Origin of the sequence: Hahella sp. HN01, assembly GCF_018986435.1 — a bacterium.
Taxonomy (GTDB): domain Bacteria; phylum Pseudomonadota; class Gammaproteobacteria; order Pseudomonadales; family Oleiphilaceae; genus Hahella.
The window spans coordinates 16,265-33,821 of the sequence record NZ_JAHMIN010000024.1; the positions used below are offsets into that span (position 1 = coordinate 16,265).

10 protein-coding genes are annotated in these 17,557 nt (G+C 57.7%); 1 reads left to right on the plus strand and 9 read right to left on the minus strand.

The annotated features are described in order from the left end of the window. Position 1: 1 nt before the first annotated feature. The 9 genes from KP814_RS21125 to KP814_RS21165 form a co-directional block, all read right to left on the minus strand. Complete coding sequence (locus tag KP814_RS21125; protein ID WP_216738633.1) at positions 2 to 1,021, minus strand: methyltransferase; 1,020 nt, start codon at positions 1,019 to 1,021, stop codon at positions 2 to 4. Between the two features lie 34 nt (positions 1,022 to 1,055). Further along, positions 1,056 to 3,596: an aminotransferase class III-fold pyridoxal phosphate-dependent enzyme gene (locus tag KP814_RS21130; protein WP_216738634.1), complete on the minus strand. Its 2,541-nt coding sequence runs from the start codon at positions 3,594 to 3,596 to the stop codon at positions 1,056 to 1,058. Between the two features lie 39 nt (positions 3,597 to 3,635). Continuing rightward, positions 3,636 to 6,113 carry a biosynthesis protein PigD gene (locus KP814_RS21135; RefSeq protein WP_216738635.1) on the minus strand — a complete coding sequence of 826 codons (2,478 nt, stop codon included), beginning with the start codon at positions 6,111 to 6,113 and terminating at the stop codon, positions 3,636 to 3,638. A gap of 206 nt (positions 6,114 to 6,319) precedes the next feature. Beyond that, complete coding sequence (locus KP814_RS21140) at positions 6,320 to 9,043, minus strand: PEP/pyruvate-binding domain-containing protein (protein WP_216738636.1); 2,724 nt, start codon at positions 9,041 to 9,043, stop codon at positions 6,320 to 6,322. Between the two features lie 27 nt (positions 9,044 to 9,070). Beyond that, positions 9,071 to 10,768, minus strand: coding sequence for an NAD(P)/FAD-dependent oxidoreductase (locus KP814_RS21145; protein WP_216738637.1), 1,698 nt, complete (start codon positions 10,766 to 10,768; stop codon positions 9,071 to 9,073). A 106-nt stretch (positions 10,769 to 10,874) separates the two neighbouring features. Continuing rightward, the gene (locus tag KP814_RS21150) at positions 10,875 to 11,288 is read right to left on the minus strand and encodes a DUF6041 domain-containing protein (RefSeq protein ID WP_216738638.1); all 414 of its coding nucleotides are present in this window, start codon (positions 11,286 to 11,288) and stop codon (positions 10,875 to 10,877) included. 232 nt (positions 11,289 to 11,520) lie between these two features. Then, the gene (locus tag KP814_RS21155; protein ID WP_216738639.1) at positions 11,521 to 12,669 is read right to left on the minus strand and encodes an acyl-CoA dehydrogenase family protein; all 1,149 of its coding nucleotides are present in this window, start codon (positions 12,667 to 12,669) and stop codon (positions 11,521 to 11,523) included. Positions 12,670 to 13,056: 387 nt separating this feature from the next. Next, positions 13,057 to 13,926, minus strand: coding sequence for a 4-hydroxy-tetrahydrodipicolinate synthase (dapA, locus tag KP814_RS21160; RefSeq protein ID WP_216738640.1), 870 nt, complete (start codon positions 13,924 to 13,926; stop codon positions 13,057 to 13,059). A 299-nt stretch (positions 13,927 to 14,225) separates the two neighbouring features. Next, positions 14,226 to 15,995, minus strand: a complete 1,770-nt coding sequence (locus KP814_RS21165) for an Ig-like domain-containing protein (RefSeq protein ID WP_216738641.1) — start codon at positions 15,993 to 15,995, stop codon at positions 14,226 to 14,228. Between the two features lie 292 nt (positions 15,996 to 16,287). On the opposite strand from KP814_RS21165, the gene KP814_RS21170 reads away from it, so the two are divergent. Next, the gene (locus tag KP814_RS21170) at positions 16,288 to 17,544 is read left to right on the plus strand and encodes a diguanylate cyclase (protein WP_216738642.1); all 1,257 of its coding nucleotides are present in this window, start codon (positions 16,288 to 16,290) and stop codon (positions 17,542 to 17,544) included. Positions 17,545 to 17,557 lie beyond the last annotated feature (13 nt).

A 17,557-nucleotide genomic window follows, 5' to 3' on the forward strand; every position in this document is an offset into this window, starting at 1 on the left:
GTCAGGCCTTTTCTCCGACGAATAACGTGCGCGGTCCGTTGATGCGCAGCACTCTCACGTTGCTGAACCCGGCCTCTTCAAAGCGCTGCATGTACTGCTGCGCCGTGGATTCCACGCCGCCGTCCGTGGACACCAGCATGTTGATGGAGAGCAGGGAGGTGAACAGCGGGCCGCTTTCGTCCTCGTCCAGTGGCGTTTCGCTGGCCATGAAGACGCCGCCGGTCGGCAGGGCGTCGTAGATGTTGCGCAGAATCTGCAACTGCGTGTCAGGGGCGTAGTCGTGCAGCATCCAGCCCAGGTGAATCAGGTCGTACTCCTGTTGCGGAATGGTTCCGGTGATGACGTCGCCTTCAACTACCTTGATGCGATCAGCGAAGTCGCCGGACATGATTTTGTCGCGCACGTAGCAGGCCGCCTTGGGTAATTCACAAATGGCGATCTCCAGATGAGGGCAGGCTTCCGCCACGGCGACCGGCAAGCTGCCGACGCCGCTGCCGATGTCCATGAAGCGGCTATAAGCGGAAAAGTCCACGCCTTCCACCATGCCGTCAATAAAGGGCTTGGCGAAGATGCCCAGGAACTCCTGAAAGTCCGTCACGTCGGACGGGTTCTGATACAGAATGTCGAACCAGCTGCGTTTGTCGCCGAATACCGCCTCCCGTTGATCTTTGTCGTCACGCACTGCCTGGGTGGTGTTGGACCACAGCGGATACAGGAATGCATCGATATGGCGACCCAGCCAGCCCAGCCACTGCGGCGACTGGCTGACCAGATAGGGCGCGGCGCCCGGAGCCAGGGAATAGGCGTCCCCCTCGCGTTGCAGCAATCCCATGGCCTGCAGCGCGATCAGCATGCGCTTGCCTGAAGCGACTGGCGCATTGGCCCGTGCGCAAATGTCCTCCAGAGAGGCGGGGCCCTCCGCCATGGCGTCGAACAGCCCCAGGTCGAAGGCGGCGGTCAGGGTTTTGGTTTTGAAGAAGCCCATCATCAGGTCAACAATTTGATCTTTGCTAATTTCCATCGCTATCTCTCCATGCGTTCAAAAAAGGCGTTGTTTAGTTCATAAAAGTGGACATTTCTTCGCATACGGTGGCGAAGGATTTCACGAAGTGATCGACCTCCTCTTTGCTGATGATCAGCGGTGGCTGGATACGGATCACGGTGGAGCTGTTGGCGGTGACGAACGTCAGAATGCGGTGATCGTTACTGAGCTTGGTGACGAAGCGCATGCAGAACATTTCCGCTAACGATTCCTCCATCTTGTCCACCGCCGCCGCCAGGTGCTCGCGAACTTCGTCAGGGAAAAAGCGATACGCCAGATGCCAGTCTCCCGGCAGACGCGTGCCGAATTCCCGGGCGCAGGCTTCCACGGCGCCGCTGAAGTCATTGTTGAACTGGATGCCCAGCATCAGGCCGCGGCCGCGCACCTCCTTGATAAAGGGATAGGCTTGCACGGCTTGCTGCAGCTCGGCTTTGAAGTAGTCGCCCATCTCTTGCGAGCGGCGGGGCAGATCCTGCTCTATCACGCCTTCCAGCGCGGCGAGTCCGGCGACGCCAGCCAGGTTGCAGCCGCCGAAGGTGGAGGTGTGCAACAGGAAGCGTCCGGTGGAGGCGTAGGCGGCGTCCCAGATCCGCGCGGAGCTGAGCGTGGCGCCAATGGGTATCAGCCCGCCGGAGAGGGACTTCGACAGCACCATGATGTCAGGCTCCACGCCTTCCCATTCACAGGCGAACAGGCGTCCTGTGCGTCCCAGGCCGGTCTGGATTTCATCCACGATCAGCAGGGTTCCTGTGCGCCGACACAGTTCCTGGGCGGCCTTCAGATAGCCGTCCGGCGGCAGATAGACGCCGCCTTCTCCCTGGATTGGCTCTATGATGAACGCGCACACGTCGCCTTGCTCCAGTTCAACGCGCAGCGCATCCAGATCGCCAAACGGTACGCCCGTACAACCGGGCAGCAGAGGGCGGAAGTGCTTCTGATGCTTTTCGCGTCCGGTGACGGACAGCGCGCCCAGTGTCTTGCCGTGGTAACTGTTGTTGGCGAAGACAAAACGGGAGCGGCGGCTGGCCGCTTTCGCCAGTTTCAGCGCGGCCTCCACCGCTTCCGTGCCGGAGTTGCTGAAGAAGACACGTTCGAAGCGTCCCGGCGCCACGGCGCAGAGCCGTTCCGCCAGCTTGGAGGTTTCTTCCGGCAGGGAGACGTACTGCACGAAGTTGGGCCCCATATTGGCGACGTATTTCTGAATTGCTTCGGTCACCACTTGCGGGTTATGGCCCAGATTGAGACAGCCGTAACCGGACACCATATCCAGAAAACGCTCGCCGTCCGTATCGGTCAGGGTGCATCCTTCCGCGCGTTCGAAGACCTTGTCGCAGCGCTGCATCTGCAGGAAATCCGCCAGCATCGGATTGATATAACTGCGGAAACGCTGCACTGTTTGCGAGCGGCGCGCTTCGCCTGAATCCGGCTCTGTCGCCGCCAGATCCGAAGGGGTATACCCTGGCGCCTGAGCTTTACCGCTATGGTGAAAACGACGCAGGCCGTTGATCAGTTCGATGTTGATGCGCTCGCCAAAGGACGCCAGAGGGAAGGCGCGGAAGCCATGACGTTCCGCCATCGCACCAATCTCCAGCACTTTTTCCGGGGGCAGGTCGCGTCCGATGGAGAAGCATTCCGCACGGCCTTCCAGAGCCAGCACCATGGTTTCCGCCAGACAACCGTTGATCTGCTGCTTGATCGACATATTCATGGATTCGCCGCCCAGCCTGGTATCCGGCGAAGCCGTGACGCAACCGCCGTCCAGCACCAGTACGTCGGTGCGGGGCGTAGGTGGACGTTCCGCGTCACGGGGCAGGGCGATGTCTACGACAATGGAGCCGGGCGACAGGCGGGATACATCGATCACGCCGCCGGACGAAGTGGCGGCGGCGAACAGACGATTGCGCTCATACGCCGCATCCATGGAGTTCAACAAGGTGACCCGGCCGCGCCAATGCTCGGGCAGATGCTCCAGCAGTTGCGCATCATCCGCTGTACCCCGGTGAACTAAATCCAGACGACAACCCAGCTGCAGCAACAGTTTGGCCAGCGCCAGACAGATGGAGCCGGGATAGCCGACAATCGCCACCTGCGCGTCCGCCGGATCGAGCTGCAAACGCTCCAGCGTCTGCAGTAGCACGGTGTAGCCCGCGTAAGTGGTGAGAGAATTGCCGCTGGTCACGGGGATGCCGGCGCGCTCCGCCGTCACCAGCCCGCGCTTGCCGATAATGGAGGTAAAGCCGCCCAGACCTACAAGCTGAGCGCCCTGCGCCTGCAACGATTCGATGCCTTCGAAAATACGCTGTTGCACCGCCCGGGGCGTGGACAGCATTTCCTCCGCGGTGAGCGGAAGGTAATGCACGATGCCTTCGCAACTCACTCCGGCGGGGGACTGAATGCGGCAGAAATCGACGAAGGGCACCAGATTGCGATGGCTCCAAATGTCCCGCTGATAGCCCACTTGCAGGTCCCGCGAACTGCGGTCGAGCAAGTCGAGCATTTTTACGTAGCGTTTCAGCCCGATGGAGGTCGGGTGTCCGATAAATCCGAATTTCATAACAGTGATATCCTTTACTGAACTGCTATTCGCCAGCGTCTAAACGACAGGCTGCGCGCTTTCTTTATCCGTTTCTGTATCCGTCCCCGTTGCTGTTTCTGCTTTCGCTTCAGCTTGCGTCTGAACGGCTGGATCGCGCTGCCAGCCGGTGGCGGTGGCTAGACTGATGCCGTCGCCCTCGTTGTTGTGGGAGACCATCACCGAGAACAAATTGACGCAACCCGGGCGCAATAGCGCGGACGTGAGCGCCGCCGGATCGAATGTGGTTAACGTGCGCGAGGTGAAACGCAGACCGCCCAGCTCGTCCTCCCAATCCTGATCGGTGACATTGACCAGTCGCATTTGTCGCGAGGTGTAATTGAACAGAATGCGCTCCTGGTAAGTGTTAATGACCGAATGTCCGCCATTGCAGAAATAGAAAATGGTGAGGTTGCGGTTCATGCGTCCGGGATAGCTCAGGGCGTTCTCCAACAGCGAGGGGAGCACGTCGGGAGTGAGGCCTTTGGCGCCGTCTCCGATGAACGCCACTACGTTGGAAGGGCTGGTGAACGCGAGGCTGATGCTGGCCATGAGGGCGTCGCCCATCAGGGCGCGTCCGTACCAGCCGGAAAAGCCGCGGCGCGTGCGCGCCAGATTGCGCACGGCTGAAATACCGCAGCGCCCGACGTCATAGAGACCGGTGTAGTCGTAACCATGCTCGACGATCAGTTTCTCCATCAGCTTGTTGAGGCGGGCGAAGAAATAGTTCGGCGTCATGGGGGTAGTCGGCAGGCGGCTCGCCATATCCGAGGGGGTGTCAGGCACAGACGCAATGGCTTGATAACGTCGCGCCACCAGCTCTGGAGACGGGGCTAGATGCTTATCCACGTAACGGAGAAACTGCTTATGCTCCAACACCAGCGGGAAGTCGGTGTAAGGCGAAATATGCTCAGGATTTTCGGTCAGCTGCACAATCTGCAGCTTGCGCTGCAAACGGCCATCGGAGAAAGGCGTGCATACTTGATGCAGCTTGCTCTTTATGAAAAACAGGCACTGCTCGGACTGTGGGTTCATTTTGTCGTTGGTGTGCAGGAAGTTGTACACCCGTGGGCTGTAGCCATAGACCGCCAGGGTGCCAAGGTAATTGCGATTGCGCTGGCAATGACGGAACTTGGGCACGGAACCGGGATAGGTCAGTGAATCCACCAACGCAATCCCCGCGCGATCTGCGATGGACAGGGTCAGCTCCAGTTCTTCTTCATCCATGGCGCCGCACTGCCAGACCAGCTTGTCCGGGCCCTCATTCAGCAACGACATGACTTGATCCAGCACCGGTTGGACCGATTCCGGTATGGCGTCCGCCGGCGCTTGCGGGGCGGGCGGATAAGCAATGTCGAAGCGACTGCAGGCTTCCAACACCGCCTGGGTGGCCAGCAGCACCACCGGACCGCGCTTGGCGTCGTATAGTTCCATCGCTTTCTGCAGGTCTTCCTGCAGGCGATCGACATCGTTGAGGTACAGACAGGGCAGCCCGCGGGCTTTAATCACCTCCCGTGAATCCTCTTCTGCAGACACCGTGCCCTGAAAGGCGAACCATTGATCATGACGGTTTTCCGCGCAGACGATGAAACCTTGCGCCCGCGCTTCCCGCAGGTTGGCGATGGTGCCCTTGAATTCGTCGATCATGCCGCTGGTGACCACGATCAGGAAGGGGCGGCGGTACAACTGCCAGTTGGCCATCGCGCCGCAGGCCAGACTGTGCTCGCTGGGACCGCGCAGCAGTAACACATTGCGGCGCTCTGCCTCCTGCTCCAGATGGTTGATCATGTTGGAGACCAGCGAGCCGGTGAAATAGAAGCCCAGCCATTCCGATCCCGCGCGCGCACTGAGGAAGTTGATCAGATGCTCTCCCAGAGTGTTGTGCGGCAGGACCCGGGCGGCGGGCTTGACGCGGCGGTTGGCGTAACTCATTTCAAAGAAATCCATCCACAGACACAGCAGATCCGCCTGCAGCAGAGAGCGGTCGTCCGGTAGCTGGCGCTCAATGTATTCCATTGGCTGGTGCCGTATGCGCGGGCGTTGCGGCAGGGTGTACACCACGGTCGAAAATGAGGACTGGAAGACGGGAATATCCGCCTGCCGCAGCGCTGCGTAGAAAGCCTGTAATTGCGTGTCGATCTGCTGTGGCGCCAGGTCTTCAAACTGGGGATCGGCGTAGTCGACGTACACCATGCCCACTTGAAAGTTGACGCCGAGCAGGGGCGTTTGCAGGATTTTCGCCTGCGCCCGCTCAAGGCTGTCCGCCTGGATCACCCGCATGGAGATTCGTTCCTTGCGCTTGCCAAGGAAACGCACCGCTTTGTCGCGGGCTTCTTCATAAACGGGGTGCGTGCTGGGCAGCTTTTCTTCGAATTCGATATCCGCATCCAGAGATACTTGCTGGAATACTTCACCGCGAATGTCGCTCAAAACGCTGAGTCCGGTTTCGAAAAAACCGCGACTGCGGGTGACGACGATGACCCCTATCGTAATTTCCATAACTAATCTCCCTCTATTCTCGTCACTGTTCCAGGGACTTTTTCAGGCGCAAAGAAACCCCTGATCCCTGCTAGCTGGAATCTGTCTGCAGCCGGACTACAACTTGGCTGAGGTCGATGTTTAATTAACGTAAAATCAGAGCGGCTTATTTTTCTGTCTGTGGCGGGCCGCTGCGCTCATTGCATTTTTTATTGTCAGGCGGATATCTACTGGCTGGCGTCCTCCTTGCGTTCTTCTATGCGCACGATGCCTGCGTCTCCGTCGAGATAGAGCATATCTCCGGTGCGGATGCGGCGAGTGGTGGTTTTAGTGTTGACGATGGCGGGGATGCCGAATTCCCGGGATACGATTGAGCTGTGCGATAACATCGACCCCACGTCGGCGACGACGCCGGCGGCGAGCACGAACAGCGGCGTCCAGGAGGCGTCGGTGAAACGGGCCACCAGTATTTCGCCTTGCTGAAACTCTTCCGCCTGCCGCGGCAGATCCGTGATGACGCGGGCGCGCCCCATCGCGACGCCGGGACTGGCGCCGATGCCCTGGAACACGGGGACGCCATCCATCGGCTCCGTTTCTGCGGTTTCGCGCCTGGGGGTATGTCCGCCGACAATCGCCATGGGCGGCTCCTGCAGACGCTGGTTCAACAAATGACTGCGGCGATTGCGCTCAATCAGCTCTGCGGAGAAAGCCTGCTGAGCAGGTTTTCTTCCCGCCACGTAATCGCGCAGCTCGTTGAAGTCGATGTAAGGCAAGTCCTCCATTTTCAGTACTTTCTCCGCGCTGAGGCGACGCATCACTTCGACGATGATTTTGCGATAGAACCAGGTTTGCGCGATGTAGGTGGGCCGGGTGGCTTCGCGTCGCTCCGCCATTTTGGCGTAGGTGGAGATAACGAACTTGAACAGCAGGCGAATGCGCAATGGCAGACCGGACAGCAGGGCGCGGGTGTCGTCGTCTCGTTTGCGGTCGATTTCCTCCAGCCGCGACTCCAACTGCACGTCGCTGGTCAGGTACATACGAATCACCTGCAGCAGATAACTGGGATCGTCGGCCCAGCGGGGGATGCTGAGTTCAAACTCCTGACGACCGCGGGCGCCATAGTCGCGCAGGAACGCCATGAAATCATTGTTCCAGAAGCGTGCGCCTTCGTCGTCGTTCTGTAGCGTCTGCGCCAACTGCTCCAACGGCGTCTCCAGCACCAGTTGACGCAGGTGGCTGGAACGTTGGACGGAGGCCGCCAGATCACACACGCCGCGGGTGACTTCGATGGTGCGCAGGTTGCTGAGAGACGCTTTGATGCGATTCTGCAAACCTTTGCCGCTGTCGCCCAGCCACTTCTCACAGAGTTCGGCGAGGGCGTCGTACAGTGCGAACGATTGCAGAAAGAATGGCATATAGGCGGCGCAGGATTCCAGGAAGTAACGGTCGATACGTTGCAGTTCCGCATCCAGCTCGCTCAGCGACATCGTGCTGAGATCCAGCTTCAGAAAGCGCTCGGTTTCCCGCTTGCGCAATGTGATCATGTCGCGCACGGTGCGCTCCGCAGTCGCCAGGTTGCGCACTTGATACAGCGTCCAGTAGCCCACGCTCTTGAGATATTGCAGCCCTTGCGGCGCTTTGCCGTAGGGGTTGGTGTAGAAGTTCAGGTCCACTTCCTCCGTAGAGTAACGCTTGGTGAACTTCAACGGGTCCCGGGTTGGAGGGCACTGGGTAAGCAGCATCGCCGACGCGGAAATATTGAGATACACATGCCCTTGTAAATAACCCATGTAATGTTGTGAATCACCGATATCCAACAGCCCCATGGTTTTGACTGCAGGGCCGTGTACGTTGTGCTGGTAGAAGCGGCAGAACGACAACCCCAGAGGCGTCATCAGTCCGGTGACGATTTCGCCGGTATCCATGCGTGAGAACAGCGCGTTATCGCGTATATAGCCATTGCTTTCATCGGCGTCCGCAAACAGGCGATTGTCGCCGCGGGTCGGCGTGACGGTGATGGGGCGGGCCTGCAGAATCCAGATCTTGCCGTCCTTCAGCGCCCACTCAATGTCCATCTCCCGCCCATAGTGACTGCGGATGGCGTTGGCGTAACCCGCCAGGGCCAGGGCTTCATTTTCGTTGAGGGTGGGGGCGTTGATTTTATCGGACGCGGTTTTGCGCAGGCAGACGCCGCCGTTCTCCGCGCGGGTGGACATCACCGGTTTTTCCCGCAGGGTTTGCTCCAGCAGCTCCATTTTCTGATTGTCGACGACGAAGGTGTCGGTGGTTACTTGACCCGAAACGACGCCTTCGCCCAGCCCCCAGCATGACTCAATCACCGTACGCTGCGGATCGCCGTTCAGTGGGTCGGCGGTGAACAGAACCCCCGCGACGTCTGCGTCTATCATGGCTTGAATCACTACAGCGATGCCTTGTTTGGGCGCCTCTGCGTCGTTGCTGCGGCGTTGATCCTGACGGCCTTCGTAAGCGTGGGCGCGTTCTGTCCAGAAAGACCCCCAGCAACGCTTTACGCAGTCCACCAGCGTTTCTTCATTTTCTACATGCAGATAGGTGTCGTACTGGCCTGCAAACGAGTGTTCTTCACTGTCTTCGCTGATGGCGGAAGAACGCACCGCCACGCGTTCGGCGCCGATGTCCTTGTATGCGCTGACGATCGCCTGACGTAACGAAGAGGGCAGTTGCGTCTCTTCAATACGCTGGCGGATTTGCGTAAACGCACTGGCGTCCCATTGCTCCAGGCCGCTGATCCATTGATCCAGTCCTGACTCCTGCAGGAAGGATGCGTAAGCGTCCACGGTCAGACAGTAGGCCCTGGGTACGGGAAATCCCGCCGCCGCCAGCGTATTAAGCGAGCTGGCCTTGCCTCCAAGACTTTGCGTGTTGGACTTTTGTTGTCCGGAGACTTCTACAATGTGCGAATCGTAAGTCATGTCAGTTCCCTTTCCTTGATTGGCGTCTTAGCTCTGGGTCGCGGCATAGTCGCCGATATGGGAAACGACGCTGCTGTGAGAGCGGATGTGTTGGCGCACCTGATCCGCGGCGTGGCAGCCGGCCCAGATAGCGCTTTCCATATTGCCCATGCCGACGCTGTCCTGATTGGCGAAGAACACTGCGCCGACGGGCCGAGAGGCGTTGGCGAAGACGTCATGTTTCATTTGGCCTACCTTGGACACCACCAGGCCGCCGGGCCAGCGCCATAATTTGATGTCTTCAATCAGCTCAGGGGAGTGACCGGTGGCGATCAGCATGTCGCGCACTTCGCCATAGGCGGTTTGTTGCAGGTTGCGGAAACTCGCTTTGTCCAGCTTGCCCTGATCGGCGGCGCCGGAAATGGGCTTAAGCAGCGTCAGGACGCCTAGGTCGCCGGCGTAGGACGGGTCTTTCCAGTTCGCCGCCAGGCAGACGCCGCTGCGGCACCAGCTATTCGGATAGCGACCGCCAATATCGCCTTCAATGACGTAGCCGCCGAAGTAATTGGTCAGCGCCGCTTTTTTCAGATACACCCCGGCGATGGCGTAGTCCCTGTGTTCAATTTCCGCGATGGCCGCTTTTTGCTGTGGCGGTAATCCGTCCACCACTGGTACGGCGGCGTGCTTGGCGCCGGCCCAGATCAGCGCCTTGGCGTTCGCGTAATAGTTTTTGCCTTCCTGCTGGAAGCAGACTTTTACGCCTTCCTGATTCTGGGTGATGGAATAGGCTTTGGAGCCCGCCTTGAATTTGCAGGAGCCAGTGCTCATCAGGCGCTGGCGTATGCGATCCGCGATGTAGCCGTTCCCGCCGGGAAAGGTCACCAGTGGTCGATAGAGGTATCCCACCAGGAAATGCAGGCCGACGTAGGCGGAGACGTCCTTTATAGAAAGGCACTCTACGCGTAGTGTGGTTTCCACTGCGTCTTTCACTAATGAGCCAAAACGATGCCTGGGAACCAGATGCTGCGGCAGGGAGCGTCGTGTCGCGGGGTCGAACAGCAAGTCATGCAGGGATACGGAATCAAACAGCTCCATTTCCTCACGCGTCCAGTCGCAGCCTTCCCGCCAAGGCATGGCGGGGTGTTTGCCGGAATCAGGAGTGAAACGATTAAGATATTGAAACAAGTCGGCGAACATGGGGTCGCCTAACTTCTTCTCCGCAGAAATGAAGGGTTTGCCTGACATGGCGCTGTACAGCAGGTTGGCGGTCAGTCCCCAGACAGCGGGCTTCAGTAATTCTTTGGGCTGTTTCAATAAAGCGGCGGTAACTTCACCCAGGCCCTTCATCAGGCGCTTGGTGTCAAAGATGACCAGGGTATCTTCCGCAGTGGAGCGCCATTGGTTCCACAAGTCCAGGTCCTGCAGCAGATGGGACACTTCGTTGTCGCCTGTGGGCAATTGAAAGCAGGAAGCGCCGCTGGCGTATAACAGGCCATCCCGCTGCTCCAGACGCGCCGCGCCGCCGAAGCGGTCCCGTTGATCCAGCACCAATAGCTTGCGCTCGCGCAGCTTCCAGGCGGAAGACAGTCCAGATATGCCGCCGCCAACAATTATCACGTCAAAATCGCCAACGTGTTGCGGGGGCGATGCGTCCGTCTCGTCAAAGGAACCTTGATTGCGTTCAAAGTCCCTGCTGGGAAATACGGGCGCTTCGCCCGCATACTGTGAGTTGTCTTGTGATTCCATCTGTTCCTACCTTTCCGTTGTTATAGAGGCAATGAGTCCAATCGCGGCCTGACTTGCCAGGCCCAGTCGACTACAGACAAATAGGGGGCGCTATTTGTTCGTCGGATTAATAGTGGGACAGGGCGTACAGAGACCTCTTCTGATTAGCGGATTCCCACAGGACAAGCAGGGCGACAATCAGGAAGACCAAATCCACGAACACAATCTGTGGAAAAGCCCGGTGGAGTATGGTGACGAAGCCCGCCAGCATGACGCACTGGCCGATAACCGCGGGAACCAGCAGGCGATTGAATAAATAGCAAAGACCGGATGCGAGCAGCGCGAAGCCACTGACCCAGGCCATTAACTGGGCATGAGCCGCCAGCCATTCGCTGAGACCGGCCAGCCAGGTTCCCTGGTTGGCGGCGGCGGCTTTTTGAAGGGTGACGCCGACATCTTCAATTTGAGGAAACGCCTTGGCGATGCCCGCCATGACATAGAGGGCGCCGAATAAGTATCTGATAATCTTAACTATTTTCATTGGATCTGCTCTGCTCGCTGTCGTATGACCCGTATGTGTGCGGGCTCTTGGTTATTAGTGTCGCGAGGGGCGTTGAAGCGCTTGTACTTTTCACAAGGCAAAAGCAGCCCCTGAAAGCCGGTGAAGGCTTTCAAAACTCAGGTGACGGGGTAATGCAGGCAAATCAGCCGAACAGGCTGCTACAGACTTCCTTTCCCGTATTTTCCTTTTTTAGACCGTATGAAATATCGCGTCAGCGCAATCCCATATGCCTGGCTATCAGCTCTTTCTGAATCTCAGAGGTGCCCGAGAATATCCTCGACGGCAGGGAATCCAGGAGCAGCCGGTCGACGCCAGCGGCGCTGGAAACGCCGGTTCCGCCGAAGACCTGCATGGCGTCCAGTCCGCTTAACACGGAACACTCGGAGATCCAGAGTTTGCTGAGGGCGATGGCTTCCTCGTAGGGTTCGCCCTGGTCGTATAGCCAGCCAGCCCGATACAGCAGGAGTCGGGAGGTTTCCAGGCGCAACTTCATATCCACCAGCCGACCCGAGACAGATTGGTTGCGGCCGATGGGCTGGCCGAACTGCTTTCTGTTGCGGGCGTGGTCGATACTTTGCTGCAATGCGCGCTCCATAGCGCCGACATAGGCGGCGAACAGACAGCCGCGTTCCCAGATCATGGAGTCATGGAACATCGGCGCGCCGCCGCCTTCTTCACCCAGCAGGGCGGAAGCAGGGATGCGACAGTCGTCCATATACAGTGAGCCCCATGGACTGGTGCACAAGCCGGTTTTGGAGCCGCCATCGGTCACTGAAAGCCCTGGCGTATCCCGGGGAACCAGGAAGCCGCTGACCCCGAAAAAGCTCTGATTGGGGTCCGTCTTGGCGTATATCAGGAACAGATCGGCCACTGGCGCATTGGTGACGAAGCACTTTTCACCACGCAGGATGTAAGTGTCGCCGTCCCGGGTGGCGCTGGCGCGCATGGCGAAAGCGTCTGAGCCGGATTCCGGTTCGGTGATGGCGTTGGCGGCGATAAGCTCGCCCTTGGAGATGCGATGTAAGTAGTGTTGGCGTTGCGCGTCGTCGCCGTAACGCCAGATAGGAACTGCGCAGGCGAACATATGCGCGCAGAGTGAGAAGACAAGTCCCATGTCAGTGCAGCCGAAACCGAGCGCTTCCACTGTCAGCATGGTGTCCAGGGCGCCGAAACCGGAGCCGCTCCATTGCTCGGGGATAGGGAGCCCAGAGAGTCCCAAATCCGCAGCCCGGTTCCAGAGTTCGCGATCAAACGCGGATTCTGCTATACGTCGCCGAGCCGACTCCGAAAGTACTTGTTGAGCGAATTCACGCACGTGGGAGACACGAGCGAGCTGCTCATCATCGAGTCGAAAGTCCATTACAAAGTCCTTCTTTCAGGATTTCCATAGATCTCTGAAAGCCGCAACGGAACACTCCGCAGCGGCGGGCCCAGGTTACGACTCCGTAACGATGGGCGTCCTTATTCTCGATAATACCCACTAATACATGCAGGTCAGTACTTCCGGGACCTGCTGGAGAGGCGGTAGGAGAAGTTTAAAATACCACTGCCATTCCAAAACACAATCATTGAAATAAATATTTCATTTTAAACTTTGTCGTCTCGCGGCGCGTTAGCCCTGATATTGAGACGGTAGGAGTTTACTGCTTGTATTTTTTATCCGTATCAGTAGGGATATTCTTATCGCGAATATTTCCTCGACGATATTACCATTTGGTATTAGACGCTTAATTGTACGATTATTGAGCTATTTGTATAACTCATTGATTATATTCTTGATATCCGATTTTGCTTGCTCGCTTAACGGAACGATGGGTAAGCGGCATTCCTCCTTGCAAAGGCCTAACAACGAGGCGGCGTACTTGGCGCCCGCAGGGCTGGGTTCGCGAAATAACGCTTCGTGTAGAGGCGCCAGCAAGTCGTGAATACGTAGGGCTTCGCGGAAATCGCCTTGCAGAGTGGCGGTTTGCATTTKACCGTACAGGTCCGGCGCTATATTGGCGGAAACTGAGATGCAGCCTTGCCCCCCACTGGCGTTATACGCGATGGCGGTCATATCGTCGCCGGAAAGAAAGCTGAAAGGCTTGTTGATCAGCATGCGCTCACGACTGATACGGGCCAAATCGGTGGTGGCGTCTTTCACTCCGACGATGCGCGGCAATTCCGCCAGTCTCGCCATGGTTTCCGGCTTGATATCCACCACCGCCCGAGGAGGGATGTTGTAGACAATGATGGGAATATCTATGGCGTCATGAACCATTTTGAAATGCTGGTACAAACCTTCCTGGGACGGACGGTTGTAATATCCGGCGACGCAAAGCACCGCATCCGCGCCCGCCTGCTGAGCGTGTTGCGCATAACGCACCGCCTCCACCGGGTTGTTGGAGCCAGCCCCGGCGATTACCGGGACTCGGCCATGCGCCTGCTCCGCCACCAGCGCCACCACCCGTTTGTGTTCCTCTTCCGTCAACGTGGGGGACTCGCCTGTCGTGCCCACCGGAACCAGGCCGTGAGCGCCATGTTGGATTTGCCAGTCGACGAGACCGGCAAGCGCTTTCTCATCCACTTGGCCGTTGATGAATGGCGTTATCATGGCGATTAAGGAACCACGAAACATAAATTAACTCCTTGGCAATAGAATTGACGTACCTGGGTTACGGGCAAAAAAAAACCGGCGGCGAAGCAATCGCGACCGGTTTTTTTTCATGGATTCCCCAGGAATTATTTTATTTGCATGCGCAAATCCCGGCCGCAAGGTGGAACCCCGGTTTCCCAGTCTTTCGTTTGAGCAGGAATGCAAAATTCGGCACGAGTATAAAACGCTAAGTAAATCTGACACCGGACTACTTTAATGCGGTCGCGCGGCGACATCAATCTGAAATTATCCGGCGGCGTTGGCCGCCGGAGCGAGCATCGTTACTCTTGCGGATCGGAGTAGTTCAACGTCATGGTGGCTGGCGTATCGTCGGCGGTCAGCCACAGTCCGTCCGGACCAGGGGACTGATAGCTGGCGTCCATGTAATACCCCGCCTGCGATTCGCTGACGCTGTAGTAGGTAATGGCGTCATCGCTGATTTGTCCTACGGTGGCGGCGGTTTGCGTATTGTAGGTGGCGCTGAGGCTGCGCTGGGTCTCTTCATCCTGCCGCTCCCAACGCCTCGACAATGTTGTTGGCGTATCGTCTTCGGTAAACCAGACGCCATCCGCTCCCGGCGCGCGAAAGCCGGCTTCTTCGATGCTTTCCCGGTCGGCGCTGATACTGGAGGTGTAGTACTCGTTAACCAAGTCGTCGTCGGTGAAGGGCTCTCGATCAGGACCCGTGGAGCTGTAGTTGATCCAGCGGCTGAAATTGCCGTTCTCATCCGTTTCACTCTTGGCGTGACTGGCCAGTAAATCATCCTGAGTGAACCAGACGCCGTCAGGCCCGGGATTGTTCACTTCTTTGCTGAAGATGTTATGCCCGTCCGCATCGCTGCGCTCCTCGGAGTAGCCGAAAGGAATATCGTCAGCGGTGCGCCACAGTCCGTCATAACCGGGGTCGCGGTAGAACACCGTGCGGGTAAGTCCCTCTTTGGTGGTGGTGATGCTGTAGTCGCTCAGGCGGTCATCCTGGGTGAGCCAGGCGCCGTCCTTGCCAGGGGAAGCGTAATTGGCGACGGCGCTGGTTTCGTCGTCATAGTCGGACACGCTGAAAGCGCTGACTTGGTCGTCCGCCGTCTCCCACACGCCATCGGCGCCGGGATGGCTGTATACCCAGCTGGCGGCGCGTACCTTGTCGCCCTGGGATTTCTGCTCGTCGCGATTGACTTCAAGGATGACGTCGTCGGCGGTGAAGCATTGGTTGTCTGCGCCCTGGCGACTGCGCTTGTAAACAGTGACGGATTGTTCCTCGTCGCCTTCGGAGCTTTGCAGCGCGCAATTATCGGAAGCGTCGTCGTCGGTGAACCAGACTCCATCAGGACCAGGGCCCTGGTACTGCGCAGACTGGTATAGCGTGTCGGAAGAACGAAGACGGGTGTAGCTTTCCGGAACGTCATCGTCGGTGAGCCAGACTCCGTCGGCGCCCGGCGCGACAAAGGTCGCCTCCAGTGTTCCTTCCGCAGTCGAACGGGTGCGAACATAGCGGCTGATCTCATCATCGCCGGTGAACCAAACCTGATCTGAACCTGAGTTTATGTAATTAACGTTGTAGCTAACCTCCTCGCCTTCGCGAGAATCTCTCCACTCCTCGAAATACCCACTGATACGGCCATCCTGGAATTCGATGCCGCGATAGCGATAAGTGTCGTCGGTGGTGAAGCTCAGGTTGATAGTGCTGACGGATTGTCCTTTTTCGCTTTTCAGGCCGCTCACATTCAGCGCGACATTTGTGGACAGCGGTAGAGGCATGGCGAGGCGCAACGTCAATACGTTGGCCTGGGCGTCGTACTCCCGCTCCGCAATATCGATAATTCGCGTGGGATCGAGTTTCAGCTCGATGGCGCTGGCGTCGACGCTGGCGGGGTCCAGCGCTTCGTTAAAGAAAAGGGTGATGACAGGGATGGCGGCGGCTTTGGTCTCGCCTGCTGCGGGGGCGGAAAAGGCCAACGAGGGTGCGTTTGATGTCGCAGGGCCGGAAAGACCGGCGCATCCCTGTAGACCGATAACGGCCGCAGCCAGACAGATGATTTGAGTATGGGTTCGCATGGACGTCCTATGCCGGATTGTTGATTTTTTGCCAAGCAGATCAATAGGATTATTGTAAGTCGGGGCAGGCTAGCAGAAGCATTTTTTAACGCCAATTGGCCGGATGTTCTATTAGATTCTGGTGAGCCCCGGGCTCATCGCGGATGGGAAGGCGCCAATGCCTCGCAGGCGGAATGAGCCAGGATGTCATAATTACTTGCCGCGCGGTGCGCTTCAACTAATCTTAAAAGATAGGATGTAGACTAGACTCACCCGACTCTCTTGGCGAACTGCCGCAAAGATATAATCTGGCATGAATGAACGAATTCTTCTGATTGAAGACAGTGTGATGATCACGAAAGTGTTGCGTCACCTGATCAAGACCGAGCTTGGCCTGCCTTGCGATAGCGCAGGAACGCTGCAGGAGACGCAGGAGTTTCTGGAAAAAGATCCCGGCGCTTATTTCGTGACGGTGGTGGATTTGCATCTGCCGGACGCGCCCAATGGCGAAGTGCTCGATTACGTGCTGTCGAAAAAGCTGCCCTGCATTGTTCTCACAGCCACCTATGACGAAGGTAAACGCGAGACCATACTGCAGAAACCCATAGTCGATTACGTCGTCAAAGAAAGCCGTTATTCCTATGAGTACGTCACCCGTCTGATTCGTCGTCTCCTGCGTAATCGCAGCATCAAAGTGGTGGTGGCGGATGACTCCGACACCTCACGACACTACGTGCGGCAATTGCTGGGCACGCATCTGTATCAGGTGCAACTGGCGAAGCATGGGCGTGAAGCCTTGGAAATGATCAAGGCGGACCCGGATATCAAAATGCTGATTTCCGATTACAACATGCCGGAAATGGATGGCTTCGAACTGACCCGGGCGTTGCGCAGGGAGTATGACAAGAAAGACCTGGTCATCATTGGTCTGTCTGGATATGGCAGCGCCACGCTGTCCGCCAAATTCATCAAGAACGGCGCCAATGACTTTCTGATGAAGCCGTTTTTTCACGAGGAATTTCACTGCCGCATCATGCACAACATCGAAGCCATGGAGAATATTCAGGCGTTGAACGATGCGGCCAATCGGGATTATCTGACCGGAATGTATAACCGGCGTTACTTGTTCAGCGCGGCCAAGGAGCTGTATCGGGTCGCCAAGGAGAATGGTGATCCGCTGACTGCGGCGATGATTGATGTGGACCACTTCAAACGCATCAACGACACCTATGGACACGAGGCGGGAGACCGCGCTATCTGCGCTTTCGCCGAGATGATAGGGGAAGCTTTTGGGGATTATCTCGCGGCCCGTTTTGGCGGCGAGGAATTCTGTGTGCTGTTTCCCGGCATGAGCATTGAGAAGGTCTCGCCAATGCTGGAGTCGTTCCGGCACAAAGTGGAGCAGACCCCTATCCCATTTCTTTCCGATCATCTACGCCTGACGGTCAGCATCGGCGCCACGGATGTTTTGGGGGATTCGCTGGACAATCTGATCCGGCGGGCGGACGTCCTGTTGTACGAGTCCAAGGACAACGGACGTAACCGCCTCACGACAGATGAAGATATTTAATCTCTCTGAGCGT